The sequence below is a fragment of the Fuerstiella marisgermanici genome, assembly GCF_001983935.1.
GTDB lineage: Bacteria > Planctomycetota > Planctomycetia > Planctomycetales > Planctomycetaceae > Fuerstiella > Fuerstiella marisgermanici.
Genome location: NZ_CP017641.1, coordinates 4,412,454 through 4,434,923, shown reverse-complemented (window position 1 = coordinate 4,434,923; position 22,470 = coordinate 4,412,454). Strand labels below are relative to the sequence as shown.

The window sequence follows — 22,470 nt, the reverse complement described above, 5'->3', positions numbered from 1 at the left end:
GTTGCTTGTCACGCCTCATCTTTCAATCAGAGTTTATGACACGGCTGTTGCAGCTCGCCCGACGCTATGCGCAATCAAGCCACACGGTTTGCATTCAGGGCGAAAGCGGTACCGGTAAGGAACGACTGGCCGAATTTATTCACGCGCACAGCCCTCGACGTGACCAGCCCTTTGTTCGCATCAACTGTGCGGCATTCCACGAGCCGCTGGTCGACAGTGCGTTGTTCGGTCACGAAAAAGGAGCGTTCACGGGGGCCGATTCGCGACGCATCGGTTGCTTCGAAGCGGCCGCCGGCGGGACGTTGTTCCTGGACGAAGTTGGTGAGCTACCAGCGCCCGTGCAGGCGCGGCTGTTGCGAGTCCTCGAAGAAAAAGAGTTTCACCGAGTCGGCAGTTTTGAACCTGTCCCGTCGCGAGCTCGGATCCTGGTGGCCACAAATCGCGACCTTGTCGCGGAGGTTCGCCACAAGAGGTTTCGCGAAGATTTGTACTTTCGTCTGGAAGCGCTGAAGCTGACCATTTGTCCGCTGCGAGAACGCCCCGACGACATTTTGCCGCTGGCGGTCCATTTTTTGGAGGACTGCATCGAGGCGTCCGACGACTCCAGCGCCTCGCTGCAGCCGACGACGTTTGGCCCCGAAGCTGTCAGACAGCTGCAGTCGCATCCATGGCCCGGCAACGCTCGTCAGCTTCGCAATGCCGTCCTGCGAGCGTCCTTTTGCGCAGACGGCGGCGTCATTCGTGACCTCAACGACGACGTGCCGCCAACATTGCCGTTTCATCAGACGCCGCTTCCCGATGTCCCGCGTGAACTGCAGATGCGCGAGATCGAACGGCTGGTCATCGAAGACCGGCTGCAGCAGTTCGCTGGCAACAAGGCTCAGGCCGCCGATTCGCTGGGCGTCACCGCTCGCACACTCCGCAACAAGCTGGCTGAGTATCAATCTGGCCCGACCAGTCGAGCCGCGTAGGCAGTGGCCTAACCAGATAACCAGACGCAAGGCCAAGCCGCGGTTACTCTACGAGCAGCCACACGCGGACTCATGCTTCCGGACAGTTTGCCTGACGCTACACATACGTCGTGTATTCATAAAAGCCGTAGTCGTTGCGAATGACGAAGTGTCGGCTAACATCGCGGCAGAGAAATGTGGTGAGCATTTCCAGCGGCAAATGGAACAGGTCATCGCGCTCCCAGTCGACATGCTTAGAACCCCAAACAAAACCTGTGAGAGCCGCGACGTTTGTGGTTTCGTTTCAGGCAAGAAGTGAGGAGGAGGCGACAAACGTCGTCGACGACGAACGACGCCGCCTGAGGCGCAACCACAAGCGGCCCGGAGGGTTGTGACGACAGCAGCCGATCTGCGGCGTCAGCGCTCCTCGACGACATCTGTCGCCTCGTCACTTTTCCTTGCATCTCGACCACTGTCGTCACAACGCGGCCACACAGGTTTTGTTAGGGGTTCTTACTCATCGTATTGAACGCGATTCCACCTTCGCAGTGGCGAAACAGCAGAGTGATTGTCTGTTGTAGGAAGTCCAGCATCACGTTGTACTGGCGCACCGTGTCAGACGCATTGGAGCCGGCCATTCCCTAGGGAGAGTCACCCTTGCGTTTCCAGTACGCTTGAATGTGAAATAGGGGCGTGTTCCCTGTCTCAGGAGCCGACAGGTGCTGCAGCACTCTTCGTTGACCTTGTGATTTGTCAGCGTCTAGGCAGCACTACGGCGATAGCCAAACCACTCGAAGAAATCGGCGCAGTGGTATTCGACCAGGGCGGTCTCAACTGGCGTTAGCACGTTGACGTGGTTGCCGATTCTGGTCTTCGATGGGTTCAGACCGCTCAATTCAGTTGTCCATGGAGAGAAGAAATTGCTCTTTTTAAATTCTTCGGTCTTCACCATTCCTGGCCGCAGTGGTGCATCTAGATCAATCTGGTCGAATCCGACACCAGTGAACTTTGTGATGTCGACAAGTGTTTGCTGTGGATCTGTCACCAGTTCTTCGTAGTGGACGACGCCCAGTTGGCGTCGGAATTCAGACGACTTGACAGCAAATGCTGGTTGATAAAACGAGAGGAAATGGGCACACAATGACGGAATGTCGCGATCAACAAATAGGTATTGCTGCCCCAGCCTCTTCAGTTTTTCACCGACGGTGATCATGGACGCGATTACGTCTCGCGGATCCCGTACCATCAAAAGAAACTTTGCTTCCGGAACTAATTCAAACAAAAACGGCCAGAGAATCGTGAGATGAGGTTCCTTCAGGATCAGGTGGAGCGGTTTGCTGAGTCGTTGCGTCAGGCCTTCTAAAAATGCGTGTACGACGCCAGACTGAAAGTTTCGAAGTTCCTGCACTGAATCAAAATAGCAGTGTTCGTTTCGGTCATAGTTTGTTCTGGCGTCAACATAACACTGCACCAGACTACGCAGGAAACTGGCCTCGTGAAGATACGGATTTGCCGCAGGCAACTGACAAAGCATTTGCTGCGCGATGGAGGTACCGCTCCTTTGGCTACCTCCAACAAAGATATATGTCATTCTTAGCTCCAAATTGCGGGAGAATATGTTGCGAAGATACGGAGGCGCTACGCCGCGTCCGGAACCAATCCCAGGCGATCATCGTTAGCGACGCGCTCCAACACGGCGCCCGCATGCTGATGTACAGTCTCCAGTAGTTGTCCAATCCGTCTAATATCGTTTTTCGTCACGGCTGGTCCTGTCGGTAGCTGCAGCACGTTATGAAGCAGCCGTTCTGTTACCGGCATCGGCACAGGTTGATGGCCTGCCTGCCCTGCATACGGGGCAGCATTGTGGCAGCCGGGCTGGAAGTATGATCGAGCAAAGACACCTTCCGCTCTTAGAACCTGCAGCAGGCCATCTCGATTGAGGCCAAATTCCTGCTGATTTACCTCCACGACAACGTATTGGCTATTGCGACGTTCCGAAGATGGTGGCACTGCCAATCGGAGCCCTCGGACGCCGCTGATGGCCTTGCGATACGCTTGCATATTTTGTTGATTGTGCTGGATTACATCATCGATCGATTCCAGTGAAGTCAAACCAGCTGCGGCGCAGAGTTCGTTCATCTTGGCGTTTGTTCCGGCGCTGTCGATACTCGTGAGATCGGTGATGCCGAAATTTCGCATCAGGCGGCATCGTTCAGCAACGGTGTCATCATTCGTGACAATCACACCTCCTTCAGCCGCGTGCATCACCTTCGTAGCGTGGAAACTAATGGCTTCCGCCAGACCAAAGTTGCCGATCGGTCTGTTTTGACAGTCACACCCGAAGGCGTGGCTTGCATCGAACAGAAGTTTCAATCCGTTGCGGTCAGCGACCTGTTGCAACTGTTTGACGTGGCACGGATTACCCCACAAATGGACCGCCAGAATCGCCGACGTCCGTGGCGTAATGCAGCGCTCTACTGACTCCGGGTCGAGCGTATGATCGGCATGCGTGACATCCGCGAAAACCGGCGTCAGGCCGATCCACTGCATCGCGTGGGGCGTAGCAACGAATGTCATTGATGGGACGATCACTTCGCCAGCCAACCCGCAGGCTTTGGCCATCACCTGCAATGCTACAGTGCCGTTGCATACTGCGACAACGTGTTTTGCTGTTAGCCGTTGAGCAACTTTGGTTTCTAGTTCGTCAACCATCGGACCGCCGTTGGACAGCCAGCCGCTATCGAGAACAGATTCGATTCTTCGCATCAGCGAAGTTCGATCCGGCATGTAAGGTCGGCCGACAATTAATGGGGTAGCGAATGACGCAGGTCCACCAAATAAGGCAAGGTCGCTGAAGTGTTTCTTCAAGATGCGTCTCCATGTTGCTGCACTCGGCTTTGCTGATCGGGCGTCAGTTCAAGGGGACACGCTACGTTCACTCCGCGTCTGGTCACTATTCTGGCGCACCAGAATAGTTGCAGCCTGTGTCGAATACGGTTGATGGCCCGCAGCGTTTGCGAGTTGTGCAGCAACGCCGCCGTGATAGTACACGCCGTGACACTCGTGGCGTCTGGCATGCTCGGGCCCGGCAGAAGTGCTGACCCCGCAAGTGTGAATTTCATCATGGTCGTGGATGGAGGCGTCACAGTGTTTCCTGACCGCTAATGTCGTTGTGCTGGTCGATATATTTGTGCCACATCTGGCGGTACGCCTGTTCTATGTCGTTTGCGAAACGCCGGCCGTTACAGACTGTGTTCTGCATGGCCGAGCGAATTTGCTGGCGAAGCTTCACCAGCCGCGCCTCATCGCGAGCCAGTTGGCAAATCACGTTCAGGTATTCGTCTACGCCGTTGGCTGCTAGTTCCGGAAATCCGCAGTGGTGCATTAGAGATGTCGTTGTGCGGGCGCCACCTCGATCGCCAGAGATGGTTGGAATGGGAACACCCATAAACATTGCGTCGTAGGCTATCGTCCCGCTGCCCCACGGGAACACGTCAAGCATAATGTCGAAGTTCGAATAGACTTGCATGTACGGGGAAGGAAGTACCCACTCGAACGATACACGATCGAGGTCGATACCTGCTGCACCTAACTGCTGACGCAACTTACGGCGTAGTGATTCGCCTTTGAGCACGTCGCGAAAAATCAGCAGGCGAGCCGTGGGCAACAGGCTCATGACAGTCGCCCAAACCTTCAGTGTCTGTGGCGAAATTTTTTCTATGCGATGGGTTGAGCCCAATGTGATACGCCCGCTTTCGATACAAGGCGGCGGTACGACGTCAATCTGCTCCGGCGCGGAATAGCAGGCGGCTCCGTGAGGAAGAAACAACGGGGTTTCCGTGAAGAACAGTTCCGGGGAAACGGGTTCTCGCGCGGCATCGGTCAGGAAGTAGTCAATGCGTGTCAGGCCGGTTGTGGTGGGATACCCCAGAAAGGACACCTGCACCGGCGCCGGCTTTCTTGCAAATACCGGCAGTCGGTTGTTAGCCGTGTGCCCTGCCAGATCCACGAGTATGTCGATGTGATCACTTTGAATGCGTGTTGCGAACTCTTTGTCTGTCAGGTTTCGTGTCCTGCACCAGCCGTCCACAGTGTTCTTGGCGGCTTCTGTCACGTAGTCTTCGCTGGTCGTTTCTGAATAGCAGTAGATCTCAAATTCTGTCCTGTTGTGAGATTCCAATAGCGGCAGCATGTATCGCATTGTGGCATGATCGTGAATATCCGGAGAGACATATCCGATACGCAGGGTCTTGTCGGCCGCAAGGTCCGTGCGAATATCGCACATTGGTGCTACGGCTTCGATACGCTGCCCCCATGCTGCATGTTCCTGGACAACCTGTTCGATGGACAGCAGCGGACTTAGCGTGGCTGCATACAAATAGCAGCTTTGGAACTTTTGTGATTCGGGTGCGAGCTGGGCAGCAAGGCGAGTTGCTTCCAGGCCTTCTGCCCAACAACCAATCTGCTGCAACGACCTCCCCAGACCGGCTGCGGCGGTCGGCAACGATGCATCGATTGCAATAGCTCGTTGAAAGCTGGTAATGGCCTCAGTGACTTTGCCGGTTTCCTGCAACAGATTGCCTTTGTTCACGTGCAGTTCGGCGCAATCGGGCGACAGTCTTTCGGCCTCCTGAAAAGCTGCGGCAGCTTCCGAATGTTGTCCCTGTAGCCGATAAGCCGAGCCGAGATTGAGATGAACCTGCGGCTGTTCTGGAGCCAAATTGCGAGCCTTCAGCAATGTGTTGATTGCTTCCGGCAGCTGTCCAGCGTCAATCAGGGCCGCACTGAGATTGCATAGTGTTTTCGCCGAGGCGTCGACTTCCACACCCCGGCGAAACACCTCCAGCGATTCCTGATAACGCCGCTGCTGCCGGAGGGCTGTCCCAAGGTGATTGAGCGCCCGGGCATGTTTGCTGTCCTGCCGCAGCACGTTGCGACACAGTGTTTCGGCCTCTTCGTGGCGTTTCTGCTTTAACAGGACAGCTGCGAGGTTGGACTGGTAGACATTTTCTGTGGGCTTCAGCTCGATGGCTCGACGAATCAACTGTTCGCCGTTGGCAAAATCGCCCAGCGCGTTTGATGCGAGGCCAGACAGGTGCCAGGCGTCAGCGTTGCGGGGGTCGGAGGCAAGAATTTCGGAATAAGCCCGCAGAGCCGTCGGCAGATCACCTGCCTGGTGACAGGCGATCGCATCACTCAGTTTGTCTGCATTCCTGTTCGCGACCGCCGACATGTACTGTTGCCCCGCTATACTGACAAAGTCGCGCTAAACTGCGTGACCATTCAGAACAGATCGGCAAACCGCGTTTCAGGATCTTCGCTTTCTACAGAACTGCGGGTTATTGCCCGGTCTGGCGGTGATGCCGGGGCACGCATTACACCGCCATCACTGATCCTACAGATTTTCGTCCCCGCGCCAGACAACCTTGGTCTTGGTTAAGGTGTCATGCACTGCTCGATGCTCCGGGTGGAAGGCACACATGATGAAAGTCATGCCTAACGACAGGACGGAAATAAGTGACGCCGCCGCTCGTTTCAAAGCGAGGTTCGTGTCCATCGGTTCATTGTTGTCCCTCAACACGATCATGCCGAACGTCCATTTTCCAAGAGTCGCTCGGCCCGCCCCGGATTCCCATCGGGAAAAGTAGAATCCCAATATCCCGGCCAGCGCCCCGCCGAAGATCACCCAACGGGCGATCGCAGCGATCTGCGGCGAATTGTACAGATGGCCGACCAGGCCCGCCGCGTAGCCAGAGCCCAGATAGCACGCCAACCCAATGCCTGCGGAAATGATAAGATCCACCTGGATCGCCAGAAAACGCGGTCCAAAACCGGCCGGAGCCAGCGGTGTTTGTTCAGCACACAATGAGAGGTCCGGCTTAAAATACAAACCGAATAGCCCGAAGACTCGCATCATCAAGATCGACGGAAACGCCAGCAGCATTCCAAGCGTCGTGCAGGTCAGCGCTGCAACTGTGAACAGCAACGGCATTCGTGTGAACGCGAACATCCAGCTTGAATCCGCATCTTCAGCGGTGTAGCCAAACATCGCGTTTAGTGCCGGGAGTTCAATTTGGTTGGTGTAGAAGTCTGTAAACTGGTTCCAGCCGACAGCGATTCCGATTGCAATTCCCAACGGGATCATCAGCACCAGAAAGAAAAACAGAACGGAGACATACATGCTGGGCACGAGCGTGTTGACCCAGTCCTTCGCCATCCAGTTAATCAACCACGCGCGATAGGTATATGGCTGCGACATATGCACCATCGCCGGAGCCAGAAACACCATATACGGAATCAGCATCAGGGTGGCAAAGGTTGCAATGCAGGCAACATCGCCAACGCCGGAAAAGTGCATTGCGACAGGGATCCAGATCACAGGATACATCAGCACAATTGGCCAAAAGATTGTTGTGAACCCTTTGGTCATATTGCCGAACATATCGCCCGCAAAGCGTTTAATCTTCTTTTCGCCGGACATCGTGAGGTGAACGATCTTGTCGGCCAGTGTCCATGCCCAACCGCCGCAGCCCAGCGTGAAGATTACGAAGATGAAAGTCCAGAAGATCGCTGGCGGCGAGGTCATCGCGGCGATTCGTGGTGGCGGCAGAATCAGTTGCTTGTTGGCGTCCAGCCGAGTCGACCCGGTTCCGTATTTGACGCCGTCGTACAGGATGTCTCCATTGTCGGTGGGTTTAATAAGGACGTACGAATCTGTGATCTCGACTGGGCCTTCCGCCGTATCGACCAGTTCTCTGATACGCCCATCGATGTACCAATTCAGCACGAACGCCGCCAGAATGACCATGGCGACTGAGATGCCCCAGTTCAGCCCTGTCTTCACGGCCCAGCTCTTGTGGTTCATCAGAAACTTCCACGCGTTGGGCAACGCTTTGCTGTAGAATTCTTCTGGTGGCGGCCCTTTTCGTGCAATGCGGACACGCTGCTTTTCGCTTAGCGCACCGGTTTCGATATTCACGCCGCATTTTGGGCACTCGATATCGTCTTCGTCGACGGGCGACGCACAGCCCGGGCAGACTCGCTGATCCGCATGCTCTGCGCGGCCCAGGTCCAGGCCACCGAACAGATCGTCTGAATCGCCGAAGTCGTCAAACGACGGTTCCGCAGCCGGGCGTGGACGCCGTTTTTTTACGGGGCGTTTCTTGGCCGGACGACTTTTCGCTGCCTCACTGCCTGCGGCGCCCTGTGCTGAGCGACTGGCTTTCGCCTTCCGTGCGGCGGGATTCGGCACGGGCACTCGGCCACCGCACGATTTGCATTTGACTGCGCGGCCGGCGGCCTTATCCGGCACCGCCATTACCGTGCTGCATTCTTTGCAACGAACCTTGATCGGCATAATTCTAAGTCTCTGGGCTTCGATGAACTTTCGAGTCTTCGAATTATTACCTCACGGAGCACCGAATTGCATTCCCGGACACCGCAATGCCCGCCCGTTGAACCGGAAAATCGAGTTTCCGTTGCTGCGATCGTGAAACACAACCGCATCGTCGACATAACCGGATTAGGAACAGCAAGAGCGGGCAAGTAGAAAGCCAATTGTCAAACTGTTTGTTCGACAGACCTTCCATGCTGACTTCAGTGCGCTAGCGGGCGGTGACGTTCGATTTGGGCCTGAAAGTCGCCGAGGCTGTGCCAGTACAGCGGCTTGTTGAGGTCGACTTCCGTGATGGCCGATGTGCCCCATTTTTTGGCTTGAGCCAGCACGGTGCCATCGTGTCCGTAGATGCCGGTGATCATCCAATTGTTGGCGGCGTCTGTGTAGGTGCTGCTGGCGACGTATACATGGTTCTCACACGCACGAGCGGCTCCGAGCATCGGATTGCAGCCCCACACTGGCCACGCAATGATCTCCGCACCGTTCTTCGTGAGTTCCCTCGCGACTTCCGGGAAGAACCCGTCGTAACAAATCATCATGCCCACTTTTCCAAACGACGTTTCGAAAACGGGGTATTCGTTGCCCGGCGTTATTCCGCCTTCGACTTCGCCACGCGGCAAAGTGACCTTCCGATACTTGCCGATAATCTTACCGTCCGGTCCCAGAAGCACGGCGACGTTGTAAATCAGATGCTGGTCGCGTTCCATCAGGCCCGCCACGATGTGAGTGTCATATTGCTTAGCAAGGCGGCCGAAGAATTCCGTAGACGGGCCGGGAATCGGTTCTGCGCAATCGGCATATGTTGAGCCAGAGCCGTAAACCGTCAGAGTTTCCGGCAGTACAATCAGGTCAGCTCCCTGCTTTGCCGCATCCGCAATCAGCGGCTCGAACTGTTCTCGCTTTTCCGCAGCCGTCTTTCCTGCACGCGGCTGATGATGGATAGCGGCAATTTTGACGAGTCTTGGCGTTGGCGGATCGACCTGTTCGAAACGCACGTCCGACCATTCGACCTGTGAATTCGGTGGCCCCCAACGAAACTGCAATTCGACCTTCACCTGACTTGCCGCCTTCGGCACTTTGTAGACGCCAGCGACGATTGCTGAGTCGCCGTCCATGTCGATGTCCGCTGGGAATTCCGGTTCCGCTCGTGGAGGTGTGCCCGGGCGGTATGATGCGAAGGTCGGCTCATCACGCACGACGCGGTTGCCCTTGTTGTCCTGCCACAGCAAGCGAACGGTCGCTGCTTGTCGAGCCTGTTCGGCATCCATTCCCGTTGCTTTGCGTCGCACGCTAAAGCGGTAGTGCAGACCCGGCTCGACGGGCATTGTTGTCGACCACCAGCCAATGACGCCCGTTCGGTCGTCGGCTTTCAAAGCCAACGTTCCATCAGCGCGTTTTTCAAAGATTGGCCGAATTTCGTCGCGCGGCGCGTCAGGTTGCCAGTCAACATCGGCAGCAAACGTTGTGGACGCGATGACACAGGTGATTAAAGTGGCAGGTAACACAAACAGTCGAAACGTATTCATGAGAAATGTCCGGTGAGAATGATGTGTGCAATCGGTTTGCTACCTGGCTATTTGTGCGGCCGCTATTCCTGAGCCTGAACAGAAAGTGTCTCCAGAAGCGACCGGCAGGTGTCGAGTTCCTTTTGCAGAAACCGATCGTCGTTAAACAGGACGAGGACTGATTGCAGGGCGTCAGCTGCCTGCTGTGGATCGCCGTCGCCATCGATGGCGGATTGTGCCTGATCGATAATTCGTCGAACAAGCTCGCGGCGACCGGTATTGCTGTGGTCTGCTTCCCATTCCTGCAGCGTCGATCGTAAAAAATCACGCAGGTACACGTCGTCGTCGGTCAGTAAGTTTTGTATCGCGTGCAACTGTTCTGTTGCGTCGGAAACTCGGCCGTCCGTGTAAGTTTCAAAAGCGAACGCGATCAGCCGATGCAGTTCAGACTGACTGGAACCGTCTGACGGGGTCGCGATTTGAAGTTTGCGGCAGAATTCATACTGATCCGCCATCTGCACCCACTGCTGCATTTGCTCGCGTTTGTCTTCCAGGTCACCGGACGCCAACAACGGCTGAAGCACGTCATCGCGAATTCGCAACCACGCGGCGCTGGGTTCGTTTTCCATAATCTCCTTGGCTCGCGCGAAGTTCTCACTTGGGTCTGGAGTTGTCGTGGTTGAAAAGTAAAAGCCGGCAGCGATCACGAGGCACAGCAAAGTGATCAACACAAACGTGTTGTCAAAAAACTGAGCGAGCGGCGACTTCTTCAACGACGCCTGAATGTCGTCGCGAATGGCGTCGCGCACCATGGTCGCCGGGCCGGGCAGGTACCGTGACGCATCGTCGTGACTGCCCTGAGTTCTGTCGGCAGCAACAGGAGACGTTAAGTCAGGCCTGGGACTCGCCGCCGCGGTCGCCGTTTGTGATTTCTGCTGCTGTTCGAATTCAATTCTTGAACGGATATTCGTCAACTGGCGAATGGCCACAAACGCGTCCGGGATGCGATTTTCCGGCCTCTTTTCCAGCAGCTTGCATACGAAGTCTTCCAGCAGCCGAGGGATCTCCGGGACGTAACGACCGGGCTTGTCGCATTGAGCGTACTGGTGTTTGTGAAGAATGTCGCCTGCGGTCTGGCCGGTAAACGGAGGTCGACCGGTCAGCATCACATACATGACCGCCCCCAACGAATACATGTCGCTAAGCTTGGTGGCCCGCTGTCCTCGTGACTGTTCGGGGGACATGTATTCGGCCGTCCCGACGACTCCACCGGTGCGAGTTAACCGGGTGGTGGCAAACACGTGAGCGACGCCGAAGTCTGCCAGTTTCACGGTTCCGTCGTCCGTGACCATCAGGTTGGACGGCTTCAAATCGCGATGCACAATGCCTTCGTTATGGGCGGCTTTTAGCGCTGATGCAATCTGAAGACTTAAGTCGATGACCTCCGGCCACGGAATTTTCTTTTGCTGTGTCACGATGGAAGTCAGCGTTTCGCCGTCGACGTATTCCATCGAAAAATAATAGCTGCCGTCGTCCGTCTGACCGTCTTCGTAGATCTGGACGATGTTTTGATGACTCACCTTTCGCAACGCTTCGATTTCGCGCGAGAAGCGATTCACAAATCCTTCTTCCCGCGCCATGGACGCGGGAAGAACTTTGACGGCAACCTGTTCGCCGGTGGTTTCATGAGTACCGAGGTACACATTCCCCATGCCGCCGGAACCGATCTTCCTGTCGATCAAATACGGGCCGATCCTGTCCGGATGCATGAACGTTACCGCTTTCTATTCGTGTCCAAACAACACGCAGATGCACGAAGGTGCCAGCACGACGCTGCGATTATACTTCAGTTCGCCAGTGTCCTGATCGACCGCAAACGATGCCAGTGTGTGAGAATCCTGACCAGCCGCAAGCAACCATTGACCGCTGGGATCAATGTTGAAATTACGCGGTGTCGCTCCTCGCACGTTTTCGCGTTCGATCAGTTCCAGCTTGCCGGTTTGCTGATCGACTTTGAAGGCGGTCACCGTATCGTGACCTCGATTGGCCGCGTAGACAAATTTACCGGATGGATGCACGCGAATTTCCGAACAGCTCTTGGCGTCTTCCTTCGCCAGTTCGTCTCGCGGGACGGTTTCGATCGTTTGTTTTGCCGTCATCGTTCCGGCGTCTGCGTCATAGTCGAACACGGTGACTTTTAAGTCGAGTTCATGCAGCACGTAAGCCCACTTACCGTTGGTGTGAAATTTCATGTGCCGAGGGCCGCCGCCGGGAGCGATTTCGGCGAAGCCGTGCGGTTCAATTTTTGAAGCGGCCGCATCTGATTTGTAGATCACAACTTTGTCCAGACCCAGGTCCGGCACGAAGGCGAATCTGTTGTCAGGTGAAAAACCCGCCCAGTGTGCATGCGACTTCGTCTGCCGACCGGGCACGGTGTCGGACGCACCTTCATGATCAATCAGCTGAGTGCGCTCATTCAGCGATCCATCTTTGTTGAGTGAGAAGACCGCTGTCGACCCGCCGCCGTATTGCGCTGTAAGAATGGTTTGTCCGGTTGGATCGACGGCAACGTGAGCGGCGCCGCCATCGCCGATTTCTACGGCGTTCAGAAACTTCAGCGACGCATTCTTTAACTTGCCTTCGATCGCGTACGCCGCAATGGATGCCTTTCCGTCGACACCACCAACGGCGTACAGCCGTGGCAGTTTGGGGTGCATCGCAAGGAAGCCAGGGCCGGAAATTTCGGCGACCAGCGTCGGGTCAGTGAGCTTGCCATTGGCCGTGTTCAGCGTGCAGTGATAAATCCCCTTGCTCGGCTGGCGGCTACTGGTGCCCAGCCAAACATCGATGACATCGTTCTTTTGAGCGACTGCGATCGGCTCATTCGCTTCGGTAACCGGCAGCAAAAATGCAACGGCAACCAGCGCTGGCAGATATTTGTGGAACAAGATCACGAACGGACTCCTGAAACTTCGATTGAGGTTCTAAAAAACGTCGCACTGTCGACATAATGGCGGAAAGTCGGGGTGAAGAAAAGCGAATCGTCGGCCCGCGTCGTCCAATTGAAGGTCAAGGTGATTCGGCAGCTTGAACAAACTCGAACGTGACGCCATGATGGCGTAATGATCGTTTTGTTATTTACGTCCTCAGAAAGTGAGCTGCTATGCGTCGTTTGCACATTGCTGTGCTGTGCCTTGTCCCTCTGGCTGCGATCTTCGGTCAAGCGGCGCAGGCGGCGGATCGTCCAAACATCGTCTGGATCAGTTGCGAGGACATTAGTTCGCACCTCGGCTGTTACGGCGATCCCAATGCCACCACGCCTCACCTGGACGCATTTGCAAAACAGGGCGTGAGGTACACTCAGGCGTTCACCTGCCACGGCGTGTGTGCACCTTGTCGCACGGGGATCATTACTGGCATGTACCCGCCGGGGTTGGGAGCCAACCACATGCGATCGAAGGCGAGTCTGCCGCCACAGATCAAGCTGTTTCCAAGCTACCTGAAAGATGCGGGCTACTACTGCACGAACAATTCCAAGACGGATTACAACCTGCGCTGGGAACGAAACAAAGACAGCGTGTGGGACGAATCGTCAAAGAATGCTCATTGGAAGAATCGCCAGGACCCAAAGCAGCCGTTCTTTGCCGTCTTCAACATGACGATGACTCACGAAAGTCGGATCTGGCCGGACAACTGGAAAGGCGTTGTGAAGAACGTGCCGCCAGACAAGCTGCATGATCCTTCGAAGATCAAAGTTTCGCCGTTGTACCCCGACACGCCCGATGTGCGGGCCGCTCATGCACGGCTGCTGGACATCATCATGGTGATGGATGAGACCGCAGGAAAATACCTGAAGGAAATTGAAGACGCGGGCCTGGCGGAAGACACGATCGTGATTTATTGGTCCGACCACGGCAACGGATTTCCTCGAGCCAAACGATGGCTGTACGACAGCGGGACCCTGGTGCCAATGATTGCGCGAGTACCAGAGAAATGGCGCGTGGACGGGCAGGCGGCTCCAGGCAGCGTGAGCGACCAGCTGATCAATCTCATCGATCTGGGCCCGACCGTTTTGAATCTGGCAGGCATCAAAGTGCCGGACAATATGTATGGCCAGCCGTTTCTGGGCAAGGATCTGCCGAAGGCCCGTGACTACATTCATGGAGCTCGCGATCGCATTGACGAACGCTTTGACATGGTGCGTTCTGTGCGAGACGGGAGGTTCCGCTACCTTCGCAACTTCAACACCTGGCGGCCCGCGTTGCAGCATATTCAGTATGCCGAAACCAGCGTTGTGCGGAAGGAAATGCGACGTCTGAACGCCAGCGGCGAACTTCACGCTGAGTCTGCTCAGTTTCTGAACCCAACTCGGCCATACGAAGAACTCTATGACATCAAAACCGATCCATGGGAACTGAAGAATCTTGCCGCCGACCCGGCCTATGCGGACACGCTGTCGCGGCTGAGCAAGGAATGCGATCGTTGGCAACTTGACATGCGAGACGCTCATTTGATTCCCGAGATCATTCTCGACGAAGAAGAACAAACGGCTGGCAGTCGCTGGGCCATTCTGCACAACGGCGATGCGGGACTCGAACGGACCAAACGCTTGCTGGAACTTGCAAAGCGGGCGAACAGCGTCGATCTGAACGATACGTCCGCAGTGGAGGCCGCTGCCGGGCAATTCATTCTTGCCACCGACGATGACGACGCCGCCATCCGCTGGTGGGGTGTGACCGGGCTGACCAATATCGCAGCTGCGAGCGAAGAAGCGAAGGCAAAGATTGCATCGGCGGCGGCCGATAAGTCACCCTCCGTCAGCATCGCCGGCGCTCGTGGGCTACACAAGTTCGGCAGCACTGCCCTGGCTGTGACGACGCTGCGAGAGCACCTGAAATCTGCCAGCGAATTCGTGCGGCATGCCGCGTTGATTGAGCTGGACGAAATCGGAGCCGCTGCTGCAGAAGCGAAGGCGGAAGTCGAATCGCTGCGGAAAGCATCGAAGAACGCCAACATCAGGAATGTGGCCGATCACCTGCTGCAGTCCCTGTAGAGTTGCCTGCTTCAGTTGAGTCCAGCTACGTTGTCGCCAGGAAGTGTCGCAACGCTTCGAGGACTCCGCTGGTTGCCGGGTGTTGACATTCCAGAAGACGGTCGTTCCAACCGGCTGCCGCGTGAGCTTCTCGCGCGGCCGTTTTGACTTCGTCGGCCGCATTTGCCACTACCGCAGCACGAAAGCCGGCTGTTAGAGCGGCGAGGTCGTTGCCGGAATCGCCGGTGAACAGGATCTGAGCCTGATCCCATTGATGCGACTTCGCAAACCAGTCAATCGCGTACGATTTCGAAACCCCATTTGGCAGCAGGTCGATCAGCCCGTCACCGTTAAAGGGGTCGACGCTGGAGATCAATGACCACGGTGCAGATAACTCTGCCAACGCGGTTCGCACTTCGCCTGACCGACGTTCCACATCTGCCGCAGCGGTGTAAAAGCTAACCTTAAAGAGACCCTGCTTCTCCTTCTCCTGCAACTTAATTTCGGCGATCCACGACACTGCGGCACGTATCGCGTCGGCTGGCCACTTATCCACCAGCTGACTCAGATGCCGTTCGTATTCCGGCTGCACGACCAGCTTGCCGCCATCGTCGGCAGTCAAAATCGTCGTACCCACGTCGCAGATAATCGCATCCGGTTGCGGCAACGAAAAATCCTGAATCGCCTGAAGCACGGATTCGGCATGGCGCCCCGTCACAAACACAAGCGGGATGCCGTGCTCCTTCAACAATGACTGAACGGCTGCCAGGTCGGACCGGTTTTGAGGACTTTCGTCCAGCGGAATCAGCGTGCCATCCAGATCGGTGGCCAGAACTTTAACAGTCATCAGTCTACACCCGACTCAGCCACAGGATTTGATACGGTTCCAGTTGCAGTGTGCTACTGGTCGGATAGCTTTCGCCAGTCAGTGCATCTTCGAAAAAGCGGCCCAAGCCAGCCGTCCGCAGATGATTACCGTCGAAGGTTTGCGCCTGTTCAGAAAAGTTGCCGATCACAATCAGCCGGTGCCCGGTGTTGACTCGGACAAAGCTAAGAAGATGTGGATTGTTAACTCGCACCAGTTCCATCTGTTGACCTGCCAGTGCAGGCAGTGACTTGCGAACAGAGATCATCTTCTGCAGCAGGAGGAAAATGCGGGACCGAATGGAATTGACACCTTCTTCCACGTGCCCGTTAAGTTCCTGCAGAAATTCCCATCTCATCTTGGGCCGATGGACCCAGCGGGTATCGGCTGCCTTGGCTGGGTCTTTGACGAAGTCATAATCATTAAGCATGCCCCATTCTTCGCCAAGGTACAGCAGCGGAATTCCGCCGATGCTAAGCGTGACACCCTGCAGCAGCATGATGCGGCGAATGGCCATTTCTGTGCCGTGAGCGTCTTCCTGTTCCACAGCTTGCTCAAGGCCGGCCAGTGACGCCATCGTGCCCGCGATTCGCATGTCCCCGGTGTCGGGGTTGGCCTGAAACGGAATCCCACGCGCGAACGAACCTTCGTACTGGCCCGTGTAAAACGCATTCAGAAACTGCCGATGATCGAAGGCGTTAATCCCCAGCGAGGCGGCGTCGGCATCGTCGAAGGTCCAGCCGATGTCGTCGTGGCATCTTAGGTAATTGACCCAGGCCGTGTGTTTCGGCAATTGATGACGGTGGCTGAGTGACTTCGTGAGCAGGCGTACCTGCCGAGTCGCCAGCGATTCCCACAGCAGTGCCATCAGCGTTGGGTTATACGAAATCTGACAGCGGTCTTCGCCGATGTAGCGAACCACTTCGTCAGGATGCACAATCGCTTCGGACTTAAACAGCAGGCCGGGCGTGGCAATGCGAGTCAGCCGGTTGAACGCTCGGACAAGCTTGTGGGCGTTCGGCTGGTTTTCGCAGTCCGTGCCCATTTCCTTCCAGATAAATGCGATCGCATCCAGCCGCAGAATGTCGACACCGGTTTGAGCGAGAAAGAACATCTCCTCCGCCATCGCTCGAAAGACGGCGGGGTTGCTGTAGTTCAGATCCCATTGAAAACTGTTGAACGTGGTCCACACCCACTGCTGCATCCCGTCGTGCCACGTGAAGTTGCCGCGACGGACCGTTGGGAAAATTTCGCGTAGCGTGCGTTCATATTGATCGGGTTGGGTTCGATCGGGAAAGATGTAATAGAACTGTTGGTACTCTCGGTTGCCTGCCTGAGCCTGCTGCGCCCAGTAGTGATCGTCAGACGTGTGGTTGAACACAAAATCCAGCACCAGCGTGATACCAACCGCACGCAGCTCGTCGGCCAACAATCGCAGGTCCTCAATCGTACCCAGACGCGGGTCGACAGATCGATAATTGCTGATTGCGTAGCCGCCATCGTTATCGCCCGGCCGCACGGCGAACAGCGGCATCAGGTGCAGGTAAGTCAGTCCAAGCTGCTTAAAGTAGTCGATGGACTCTCGAAGCTTGCCCAGGTTTTCGCTGAACAAGTCGACATACAAAGCGCCGCCGACAATCTTTTCGGACTGAAACCAGTCCGGTTCGTTCACTCGATGCCGATCGACCTCGCGCAACGTTTCCGGGCGGTTGGCCCAGGTGGCGGCTGCTGTCAGAAGGATCTGTTCCAGGTGGTAGAAGAAGTCATACCGCGTGCCGTACAGGTCGAACAGAAGTTCGAACAGTTCCGGCCAGTAGTGTTCCAGCCGCAGTTCGAATTCCCGCCGCAACTCCGGTGTTACGTCTTGTGAATCCCAGAAGTCGGTCAGACGGGGTGTCAGCCGTTGAAGAGAAAGTTCGGCCTCAAACGACAGACCCTCCAGCGCGAAGAGGGATTGGTTGCTGCTGCCATTATGAGTCGACCTGATCATTCGGGATAACAATATTGTCCAGGAACTGATAGTAGCTCATGCCTTCCAGCACTCCTCGTGCATGAGCCGCTTTAGCAAAGTAAACGCGAGGTCGTTTCCGCAGTTTGTTCAATTCTTTGGCGTGGTTGCCGACGACAACACCCAGGGTTCGCCCCAGAAGCATCCCGGCGTCGTTTCCGGAATCGCCCGCCACCAGCACGTTTTCCGGTGAAAAACCCCACTTCCATAGCAGGTGTCTCATCGAAAGTTCGCTGCCGCCGCGAACGGGCAGGATGTCAAGATACATGTCCAGCGACAGCACGACCTTCGCCTGCAGACCGGCCTGCCGAAGCATGCGTCGAATCTTCGTGACGCTGGGCGCTTCTTTCAAATCAATTTCGTAGCTGATTTTGTATTCGGATAGGTGACTCTCTTCTTGAAGGTACATCCCCGGAAGTTTGTCCAGAATTTCCCGAATCTCCCCCGGCTTCCATGCGTGACCGATCTGCTTCCGCCAACTTAGATCGGGTGTGAGTTTGTCGCCGTAATGCAGTTGAGTTCCGGCGTCGGTGTCCATGACATCCGGTCGTGGCAGGCCGAGTTCTTCAATCAGCTCCATCGCGCTGTCCAGCCGTCGGCCGGTGGCGATCCCAAACCCGATGTCCTCACGATCACGAATGATTTCGTTGAACTCCGCCAACGCTTCCGGGTCGCCGGTGAGCGTGTTATCCAAATCCGTGACGATCAGACGGTCGAATTCAGGCAGTCGCCGCGACCGTACCTTACTATCCAGCAGGCTTGGGGTAGGCGAATTTTCTAAAATGTCATTCAGATCTCGCAGATAGCGGCGAGCATGGTTCGACCATGAATAATGCTTCCGAGTGCCTTCGATACCTGCCTGCGACCACTCCTGCCACTGGTCTGGTTCCGTCAGAGTTCTGAGTAACGCATGTTCGATCGCTTCATTATCGAGCGGGTCAATCAGCAGGCCGTTGTCGCAGTGGCCGATGATGTCGCGAGGTCCGCCGTCGTTGGTCGCGACAATTGGCAACCCGGTAGCACCCGCTTCCAGCAGAGTCAGACCAAACGGTTCCGTCAACGCGGGATTGATGAAGACTCCTTTTGTTGTCGTCGCCAGACGGTAAATGTCGGGCACTTCGTCGGGGCCGTGAGCCTTCGGATATGCGACCTTGCCGTATAGATCGTACTTATCAATCTGGTACAGAATGTCTTTAATGATGCGTTGTTGAGCCTTTGGAAGTTCTCTAAGGTCATCCCGCCCGCCCATGACTAGCACCAGGTTAGCCAGTTCCTGAAGCTGCTCGCTTTCACCGTAGACTTCAACCAGCTTGCCCAGATTTTTCCGTTCGTCGGGACGCGCCATGGTCAGAATCATGGGCTTGTCAGGTTCGTTCAGAAACCGTTTCAAGTCGTCTGCAATCGGCGACGGAGTCCACGATTTATCCACCGGGGCGAAGTTGGATAGATCGACTCCGGGGGGAATCACTTCCATTCGGTCCGGCTGATAGTGGTCGTACAATTCGTACTGCTGTTCCACTTCCTGGTTGGTGCTGGTGACAACCATCGAAGCGGTTTCGAGGGCAATTTCTTCCGCTTCGACGCGCGTTGCGAAATGATAACGACGTTCCAGCTTGGCTCGCTTCTCGTCATCCATGTTGCCCAAAGACAGTCGCTGCTTTTTAACTCGCCCCAGCGAATGGCCGGTAAAGATGAAGGGAATGTGCAGCAGGCGAGCCATCTGAGCGCCTGCCAGTCCGGCGTCGGCGTAGTGGCCGTGAATCACGTCCGGCAGGCCCGTGCGGCGAAAGTGGACCAGCGTCTGATCGACGAAATGTTCGATGTAGGGCCACAGCTTTTCTTTGGCCAGATAGCGTTTGGGGCCAAAGGGAATGCGCACGATCTTCGCGTGCGGGCAGATTTCTTCTTCCAGTTGAGCGTAGTCGTCATCGATCTTGTCGTCGATAATTTGGCGAGTCAGCAGTTCGACATCGCGGACGTTGGGTTGTTCAGAAAGTTCCTTTGCGAGTTCCAGGACGTATTTGACTTGTCCACCGGTGTCAGAGTCACGACCGAGTTCAGGTTGGTTTGATCGAATTAGTCCGTGCAAGCTAATCAGCGAGACCTTGATCCCGCCTTCCTTCTCCAGAATTCCCATTTCGAGATTTTGTCTTTCCTGTTGTTTGGCTGCTGAGTCTTGACGCCCAAAACCCGGGACTACAACAACTGACATTCGATTCTCCTCGCCTGCGAGATAAAGGGTTTCGTTGGCTTAGGGAGCAATGCACATGCCGAACGCGGAAAAATGCGACCGGGCAGTCGTGCGAAGTTGCGAAACCTCAGATTGACCGATTCGCACAAACCTCAGGCGGTACCTGCGGAGCATGAACCGGAGTCCATTTCTAACCCGCAGCGTCGCATCCAGTCGGCAACTATTGGGCGACCACAATCCCGGTCGCTCGCTCACCGACCAGATCCTGCTGCGGGGCGATGCCAAGATTATGCGCAGCAACTGTAGCAATTGCCATCGAACACGGCGGACCGTGCAGGGCACTCAGATTCTCACGCCGAAATTAGGGGCAATCGACGCGAAGCAGTGAACAGTGAGGAATACGGGCGGGGCGAGCCGATCGCCTCCAGATTTGACAGGGACGCACATCCGCAGTGCGTCACAGCTGTTTCGGGAACGTTTTCTGCCGGATTTCGTCTTCCTTCGCTTCGAAGTACAAGTGCACATCCAGCAATTCGTACTCATCGATGGCCGTGTATTTCGTGGCGAGTTCGCGAGTTCGATCCAGACGAGCTTCGATCTTCTTCTGAGTTTCCTCATCGCTGACCGTTGGGTCGAAGGGGACTCGCATCACGACTCGCAACACGCTTGGCGTTCCCTTGTGACTTTTGCGCCGACCGCCATCCACTCGCGGGCTGGAATGATCGTATTCCTTAGACAACGCTTCCTGCAGCGGCATAAAGGGCATCAGATGCAGGTGCCAGTACGTCCACAGAATGCCGGTGGCGACGATCCCCATCGTGAACATCGCCGCGACGACCAGCCGTCCGGAGACGATCTTATCGTTCCTGGGGTTGGGAGCATGGGGCGGCGTGTCGGAAGGCAATGGATCGGTCATGAAAACGTGGGTGTCAGCAACAACGAAGGCGATTGAAAGTCAGAAGTATGTCATTGTAGGCAACAGGTCCAGCAATTGCGTCCACCTCTGACGACGCATTTCCGCTGCGTAGTACTTTTCCTTTGTTCGGAACTGGTGCAACCGGCACCGAAACAAGAACCAAACACCACAGATGCGCCCGCTGGCTCCAGCGCCGAACGCAAACAACGCCGGCGCTTTCGTTTTCACAACGTCACCCGCCCGCAACGCCAATCGGCAGGCGGGCCGCCCCGCCCCGCCAACGTTGGGAAAATGGGTTCTGGAAGCGGAGACGCACTGAAACGATGAACGTTGCGTCATAGAATACGTATTTCCCTGAATTCTTGCGCGCCCGTGACACCCCAATCAACTTAGAGTTGACCGATGACTGAACCTGCCAACGACGGACCTGACAGCACATCGCTCGGTAGCGGGGCCAACGCCAATCCGGCCAACTCTCCAATGGAGCGGCCATTGGAAGAACTTCCGCCGGTCGAACCGCCATCGGCAGGTTTCATTGTTCAGCTGTTCCTGATTCCGGCGTTGATTGTTGCGGCCGTAATCGGCGTGTGGGCGTTGTTCGGAAAACTGGCCGAATCGGAAACTGACTGGCAGCAACTGGTCACCGAATTGGGTAGCAGCAACGAACATCGTCGTTGGCGAGCCGCTTTGGGTCTCGCTCAGGTACTGCGAAACCAGCAGATCGCTCCCGACAAAAACGGCACCGTCCTGGCCGAAGAACCGGCCGTCGCCGAAGCACTGACCAAACTGCTGAAGGAGTCTCTGGAATCGAAATCCACCCTGGACGACGACATCAAGCATCAGGAATTTCTGGCTCGCACACTGGGATCATTGCAGGCCGACGACATCGTGTTGCCGGTGTTGGCCGAAGCCATGCAGCCAGACCCGGCGGAAGATAGTGACCGAGCCGACGTGCGCAAGAGTAGTCTGATGTCGGTGGCGATGATTGCCGGGCGACATTTTGAACGGCAGGCTCAGGACGCTGAACTAATCACAGCGAGCAGCGAAGATGATTCTGCAGAAGAAACTGTGACGCTGGCGAAACCGTTGTCGACACCGACGATCGCTGACGAAAGCGTGTTGAAGCAACTGAAGCTGGCAGCTCAGGACGAAGAAGCGTCGATCCGTCATCTGGCCGCCTACACATGGGCTTTGGTTAGCGGCGACGAAGCGATTAAGCAACTCGAATTGATGTTGCTGGATGCAGACGAAATGACGCGTGCCAATGCGGCGATCGGCCTGGCACGCAACGGTCAGACGGACGGCCTGCCCGTGCTGATTGAACTTCTGGAACTGGGAACTCAGGAACCTGATCGCAGCGATTTCCAAAACCTGACCACCGAACAGCAGCAGGAAGAACTCACCAAACGACAGTTTGAACAGCCGATCATTCTGGCCAACAGCCTGAGGGCGATCGGCAGCCTCGAATCGCTGTTGACGTCGGAACAACGCGAACAACTGAAGCCGATTGTTGAAACGCTAAGCAGCGAACACTCGGCCGCCAACATTCGCATGCAGGCGGGAAAACTGGCGAAACGCTTCAACGCTGCTGAATAGCCTGAAACACC

General features: G+C 55.9%; 15 protein-coding genes. 3 read left to right on the top strand and 12 right to left on the bottom strand.

Annotation, left to right across the window (positions count from 1 at the left end; genetic code table 11):
* Nucleotides 1-5: 5 nt before the first annotated feature.
* Nucleotides 6-971: a sigma-54 interaction domain-containing protein gene (locus Fuma_RS16575; RefSeq protein ID WP_077025109.1), complete on the top strand. Its 966-nt coding sequence runs from the start codon at nucleotides 6-8 to the stop codon at nucleotides 969-971.
* A 482-nt stretch (nucleotides 972-1,453) separates the two neighbouring features.
* Here the strand turns inward: Fuma_RS16575 and Fuma_RS36435 are convergent, their stop codons facing one another.
* The 8 genes from Fuma_RS36435 to Fuma_RS16535 all read right to left on the bottom strand — a co-directional run bounded on the left by Fuma_RS36435 (nucleotide 1,454) and on the right by Fuma_RS16535 (nucleotide 12,805).
* Entirely contained in the window at nucleotides 1,454-1,588 is a 135-nt protein-coding gene (locus Fuma_RS36435) for a hypothetical protein (protein ID WP_257787799.1), read from the bottom strand.
* A gap of 122 nt (nucleotides 1,589-1,710) precedes the next feature.
* Complete coding sequence (locus Fuma_RS16570) at nucleotides 1,711-2,541, bottom strand: sulfotransferase family protein (RefSeq protein WP_077025108.1); 831 nt, start codon at nucleotides 2,539-2,541, stop codon at nucleotides 1,711-1,713.
* A gap of 47 nt (nucleotides 2,542-2,588) precedes the next feature.
* Nucleotides 2,589-3,818: a DegT/DnrJ/EryC1/StrS family aminotransferase gene (locus Fuma_RS16565; protein WP_077025107.1), complete on the bottom strand. Its 1,230-nt coding sequence runs from the start codon at nucleotides 3,816-3,818 to the stop codon at nucleotides 2,589-2,591.
* A gap of 274 nt (nucleotides 3,819-4,092) precedes the next feature.
* Entirely contained in the window at nucleotides 4,093-6,183 is a 2,091-nt protein-coding gene (locus tag Fuma_RS16555) for an O-linked N-acetylglucosamine transferase, SPINDLY family protein (RefSeq protein ID WP_077025105.1), read from the bottom strand.
* A 162-nt stretch (nucleotides 6,184-6,345) separates the two neighbouring features.
* Nucleotides 6,346-8,307: an RDD family protein gene (locus tag Fuma_RS16550; RefSeq protein WP_077025104.1), complete on the bottom strand. Its 1,962-nt coding sequence runs from the start codon at nucleotides 8,305-8,307 to the stop codon at nucleotides 6,346-6,348.
* A 239-nt stretch (nucleotides 8,308-8,546) separates the two neighbouring features.
* The gene (locus tag Fuma_RS16545) at nucleotides 8,547-9,872 is read right to left on the bottom strand and encodes a carbon-nitrogen hydrolase family protein (protein ID WP_077025103.1); all 1,326 of its coding nucleotides are present in this window, start codon (nucleotides 9,870-9,872) and stop codon (nucleotides 8,547-8,549) included.
* A 62-nt stretch (nucleotides 9,873-9,934) separates the two neighbouring features.
* Nucleotides 9,935-11,620 (bottom strand): serine/threonine protein kinase, encoded by a 1,686-nt coding sequence (locus Fuma_RS16540; RefSeq protein ID WP_077025102.1) that lies wholly within the window; start codon nucleotides 11,618-11,620, stop codon nucleotides 9,935-9,937.
* A gap of 15 nt (nucleotides 11,621-11,635) precedes the next feature.
* Nucleotides 11,636-12,805 (bottom strand): lactonase family protein, encoded by a 1,170-nt coding sequence (locus Fuma_RS16535; protein WP_083732102.1) that lies wholly within the window; start codon nucleotides 12,803-12,805, stop codon nucleotides 11,636-11,638.
* Nucleotides 12,806-13,014: 209 nt separating this feature from the next.
* Here Fuma_RS16535 and Fuma_RS16530 point away from each other — a divergent pair, with 209 nt between their 5' ends.
* A complete protein-coding gene (locus Fuma_RS16530; protein ID WP_077025101.1) occupies nucleotides 13,015-14,904 on the top strand; it encodes a sulfatase family protein in 1,890 nt (629 codons plus the stop codon).
* A 25-nt stretch (nucleotides 14,905-14,929) separates the two neighbouring features.
* On the opposite strand, the gene Fuma_RS16525 is transcribed toward Fuma_RS16530, so the two are convergent.
* The 4 genes from Fuma_RS16525 to Fuma_RS16505 all read right to left on the bottom strand — a co-directional run bounded on the left by Fuma_RS16525 (nucleotide 14,930) and on the right by Fuma_RS16505 (nucleotide 20,863).
* Complete coding sequence (locus tag Fuma_RS16525) at nucleotides 14,930-15,730, bottom strand: HAD-IIB family hydrolase (protein WP_077025100.1); 801 nt, start codon at nucleotides 15,728-15,730, stop codon at nucleotides 14,930-14,932.
* Nucleotides 15,731-15,734: 4 nt separating this feature from the next.
* Nucleotides 15,735-17,738, bottom strand: coding sequence for an alpha-amylase family glycosyl hydrolase (locus Fuma_RS16520; protein ID WP_099091810.1), 2,004 nt, complete (start codon nucleotides 17,736-17,738; stop codon nucleotides 15,735-15,737).
* Nucleotides 17,719-19,893, bottom strand: a complete 2,175-nt coding sequence (locus tag Fuma_RS16515; RefSeq protein ID WP_077025098.1) for an HAD-IIB family hydrolase — start codon at nucleotides 19,891-19,893, stop codon at nucleotides 17,719-17,721. Before Fuma_RS16515 ends, Fuma_RS16520 begins: the two co-directional genes overlap by 20 nt.
* A 511-nt stretch (nucleotides 19,894-20,404) precedes the next feature.
* Entirely contained in the window at nucleotides 20,405-20,863 is a 459-nt protein-coding gene (locus Fuma_RS16505; protein WP_077025096.1) for a hypothetical protein, read from the bottom strand.
* 402 nt (nucleotides 20,864-21,265) lie between these two features.
* Between Fuma_RS16505 and Fuma_RS16495 the strand changes: the two genes are divergently transcribed.
* On the top strand, nucleotides 21,266-22,459 hold the full coding sequence (locus Fuma_RS16495; RefSeq protein WP_077025094.1) for a HEAT repeat domain-containing protein: 1,194 nt from the start codon (nucleotides 21,266-21,268) through the stop codon (nucleotides 22,457-22,459).
* Nucleotides 22,460-22,470 lie beyond the last annotated feature (11 nt).

Bases quoted from the DNA above. Each gene is read 5' to 3' on its own strand.
- Fuma_RS36435 (WP_257787799.1), bottom strand. From the start codon at position 1,588: ATGGCCGGCTCCAATGCGTCTGACACGGTGCGCCAGTACAACGTGATG.
- Fuma_RS16570 (WP_077025108.1), bottom strand. From the start codon at position 2,541: ATGACATATATCTTTGTTGGAGGTAGCCAAAGGAGCGGTACCTCCATC.
- Fuma_RS16555 (WP_077025105.1), bottom strand. From the start codon at position 6,183: ATGTCGGCGGTCGCGAACAGGAATGCAGACAAACTGAGTGATGCGATC.
- Fuma_RS16550 (WP_077025104.1), bottom strand. From the start codon at position 8,307: ATGCCGATCAAGGTTCGTTGCAAAGAATGCAGCACGGTAATGGCGGTG.
- Fuma_RS16545 (WP_077025103.1), bottom strand. From the start codon at position 9,872: ATGAATACGTTTCGACTGTTTGTGTTACCTGCCACTTTAATCACCTGT.
- Fuma_RS16540 (WP_077025102.1), bottom strand. From the start codon at position 11,620: ATGCATCCGGACAGGATCGGCCCGTATTTGATCGACAGGAAGATCGGT.
- Fuma_RS16530 (WP_077025101.1), top strand. From the start codon at position 13,015: ATGCGTCGTTTGCACATTGCTGTGCTGTGCCTTGTCCCTCTGGCTGCG.
- Fuma_RS16525 (WP_077025100.1), bottom strand. From the start codon at position 15,730: ATGACTGTTAAAGTTCTGGCCACCGATCTGGATGGCACGCTGATTCCG.
- Fuma_RS16520 (WP_099091810.1), bottom strand. From the start codon at position 17,738: ATGATCAGGTCGACTCATAATGGCAGCAGCAACCAATCCCTCTTCGCG.
- Fuma_RS16515 (WP_077025098.1), bottom strand. From the start codon at position 19,893: ATGGGAATTCTGGAGAAGGAAGGCGGGATCAAGGTCTCGCTGATTAGC.
- Fuma_RS16505 (WP_077025096.1), bottom strand. From the start codon at position 20,863: ATGACCGATCCATTGCCTTCCGACACGCCGCCCCATGCTCCCAACCCC.
- Fuma_RS16495 (WP_077025094.1), top strand. From the start codon at position 21,266: ATGACTGAACCTGCCAACGACGGACCTGACAGCACATCGCTCGGTAGC.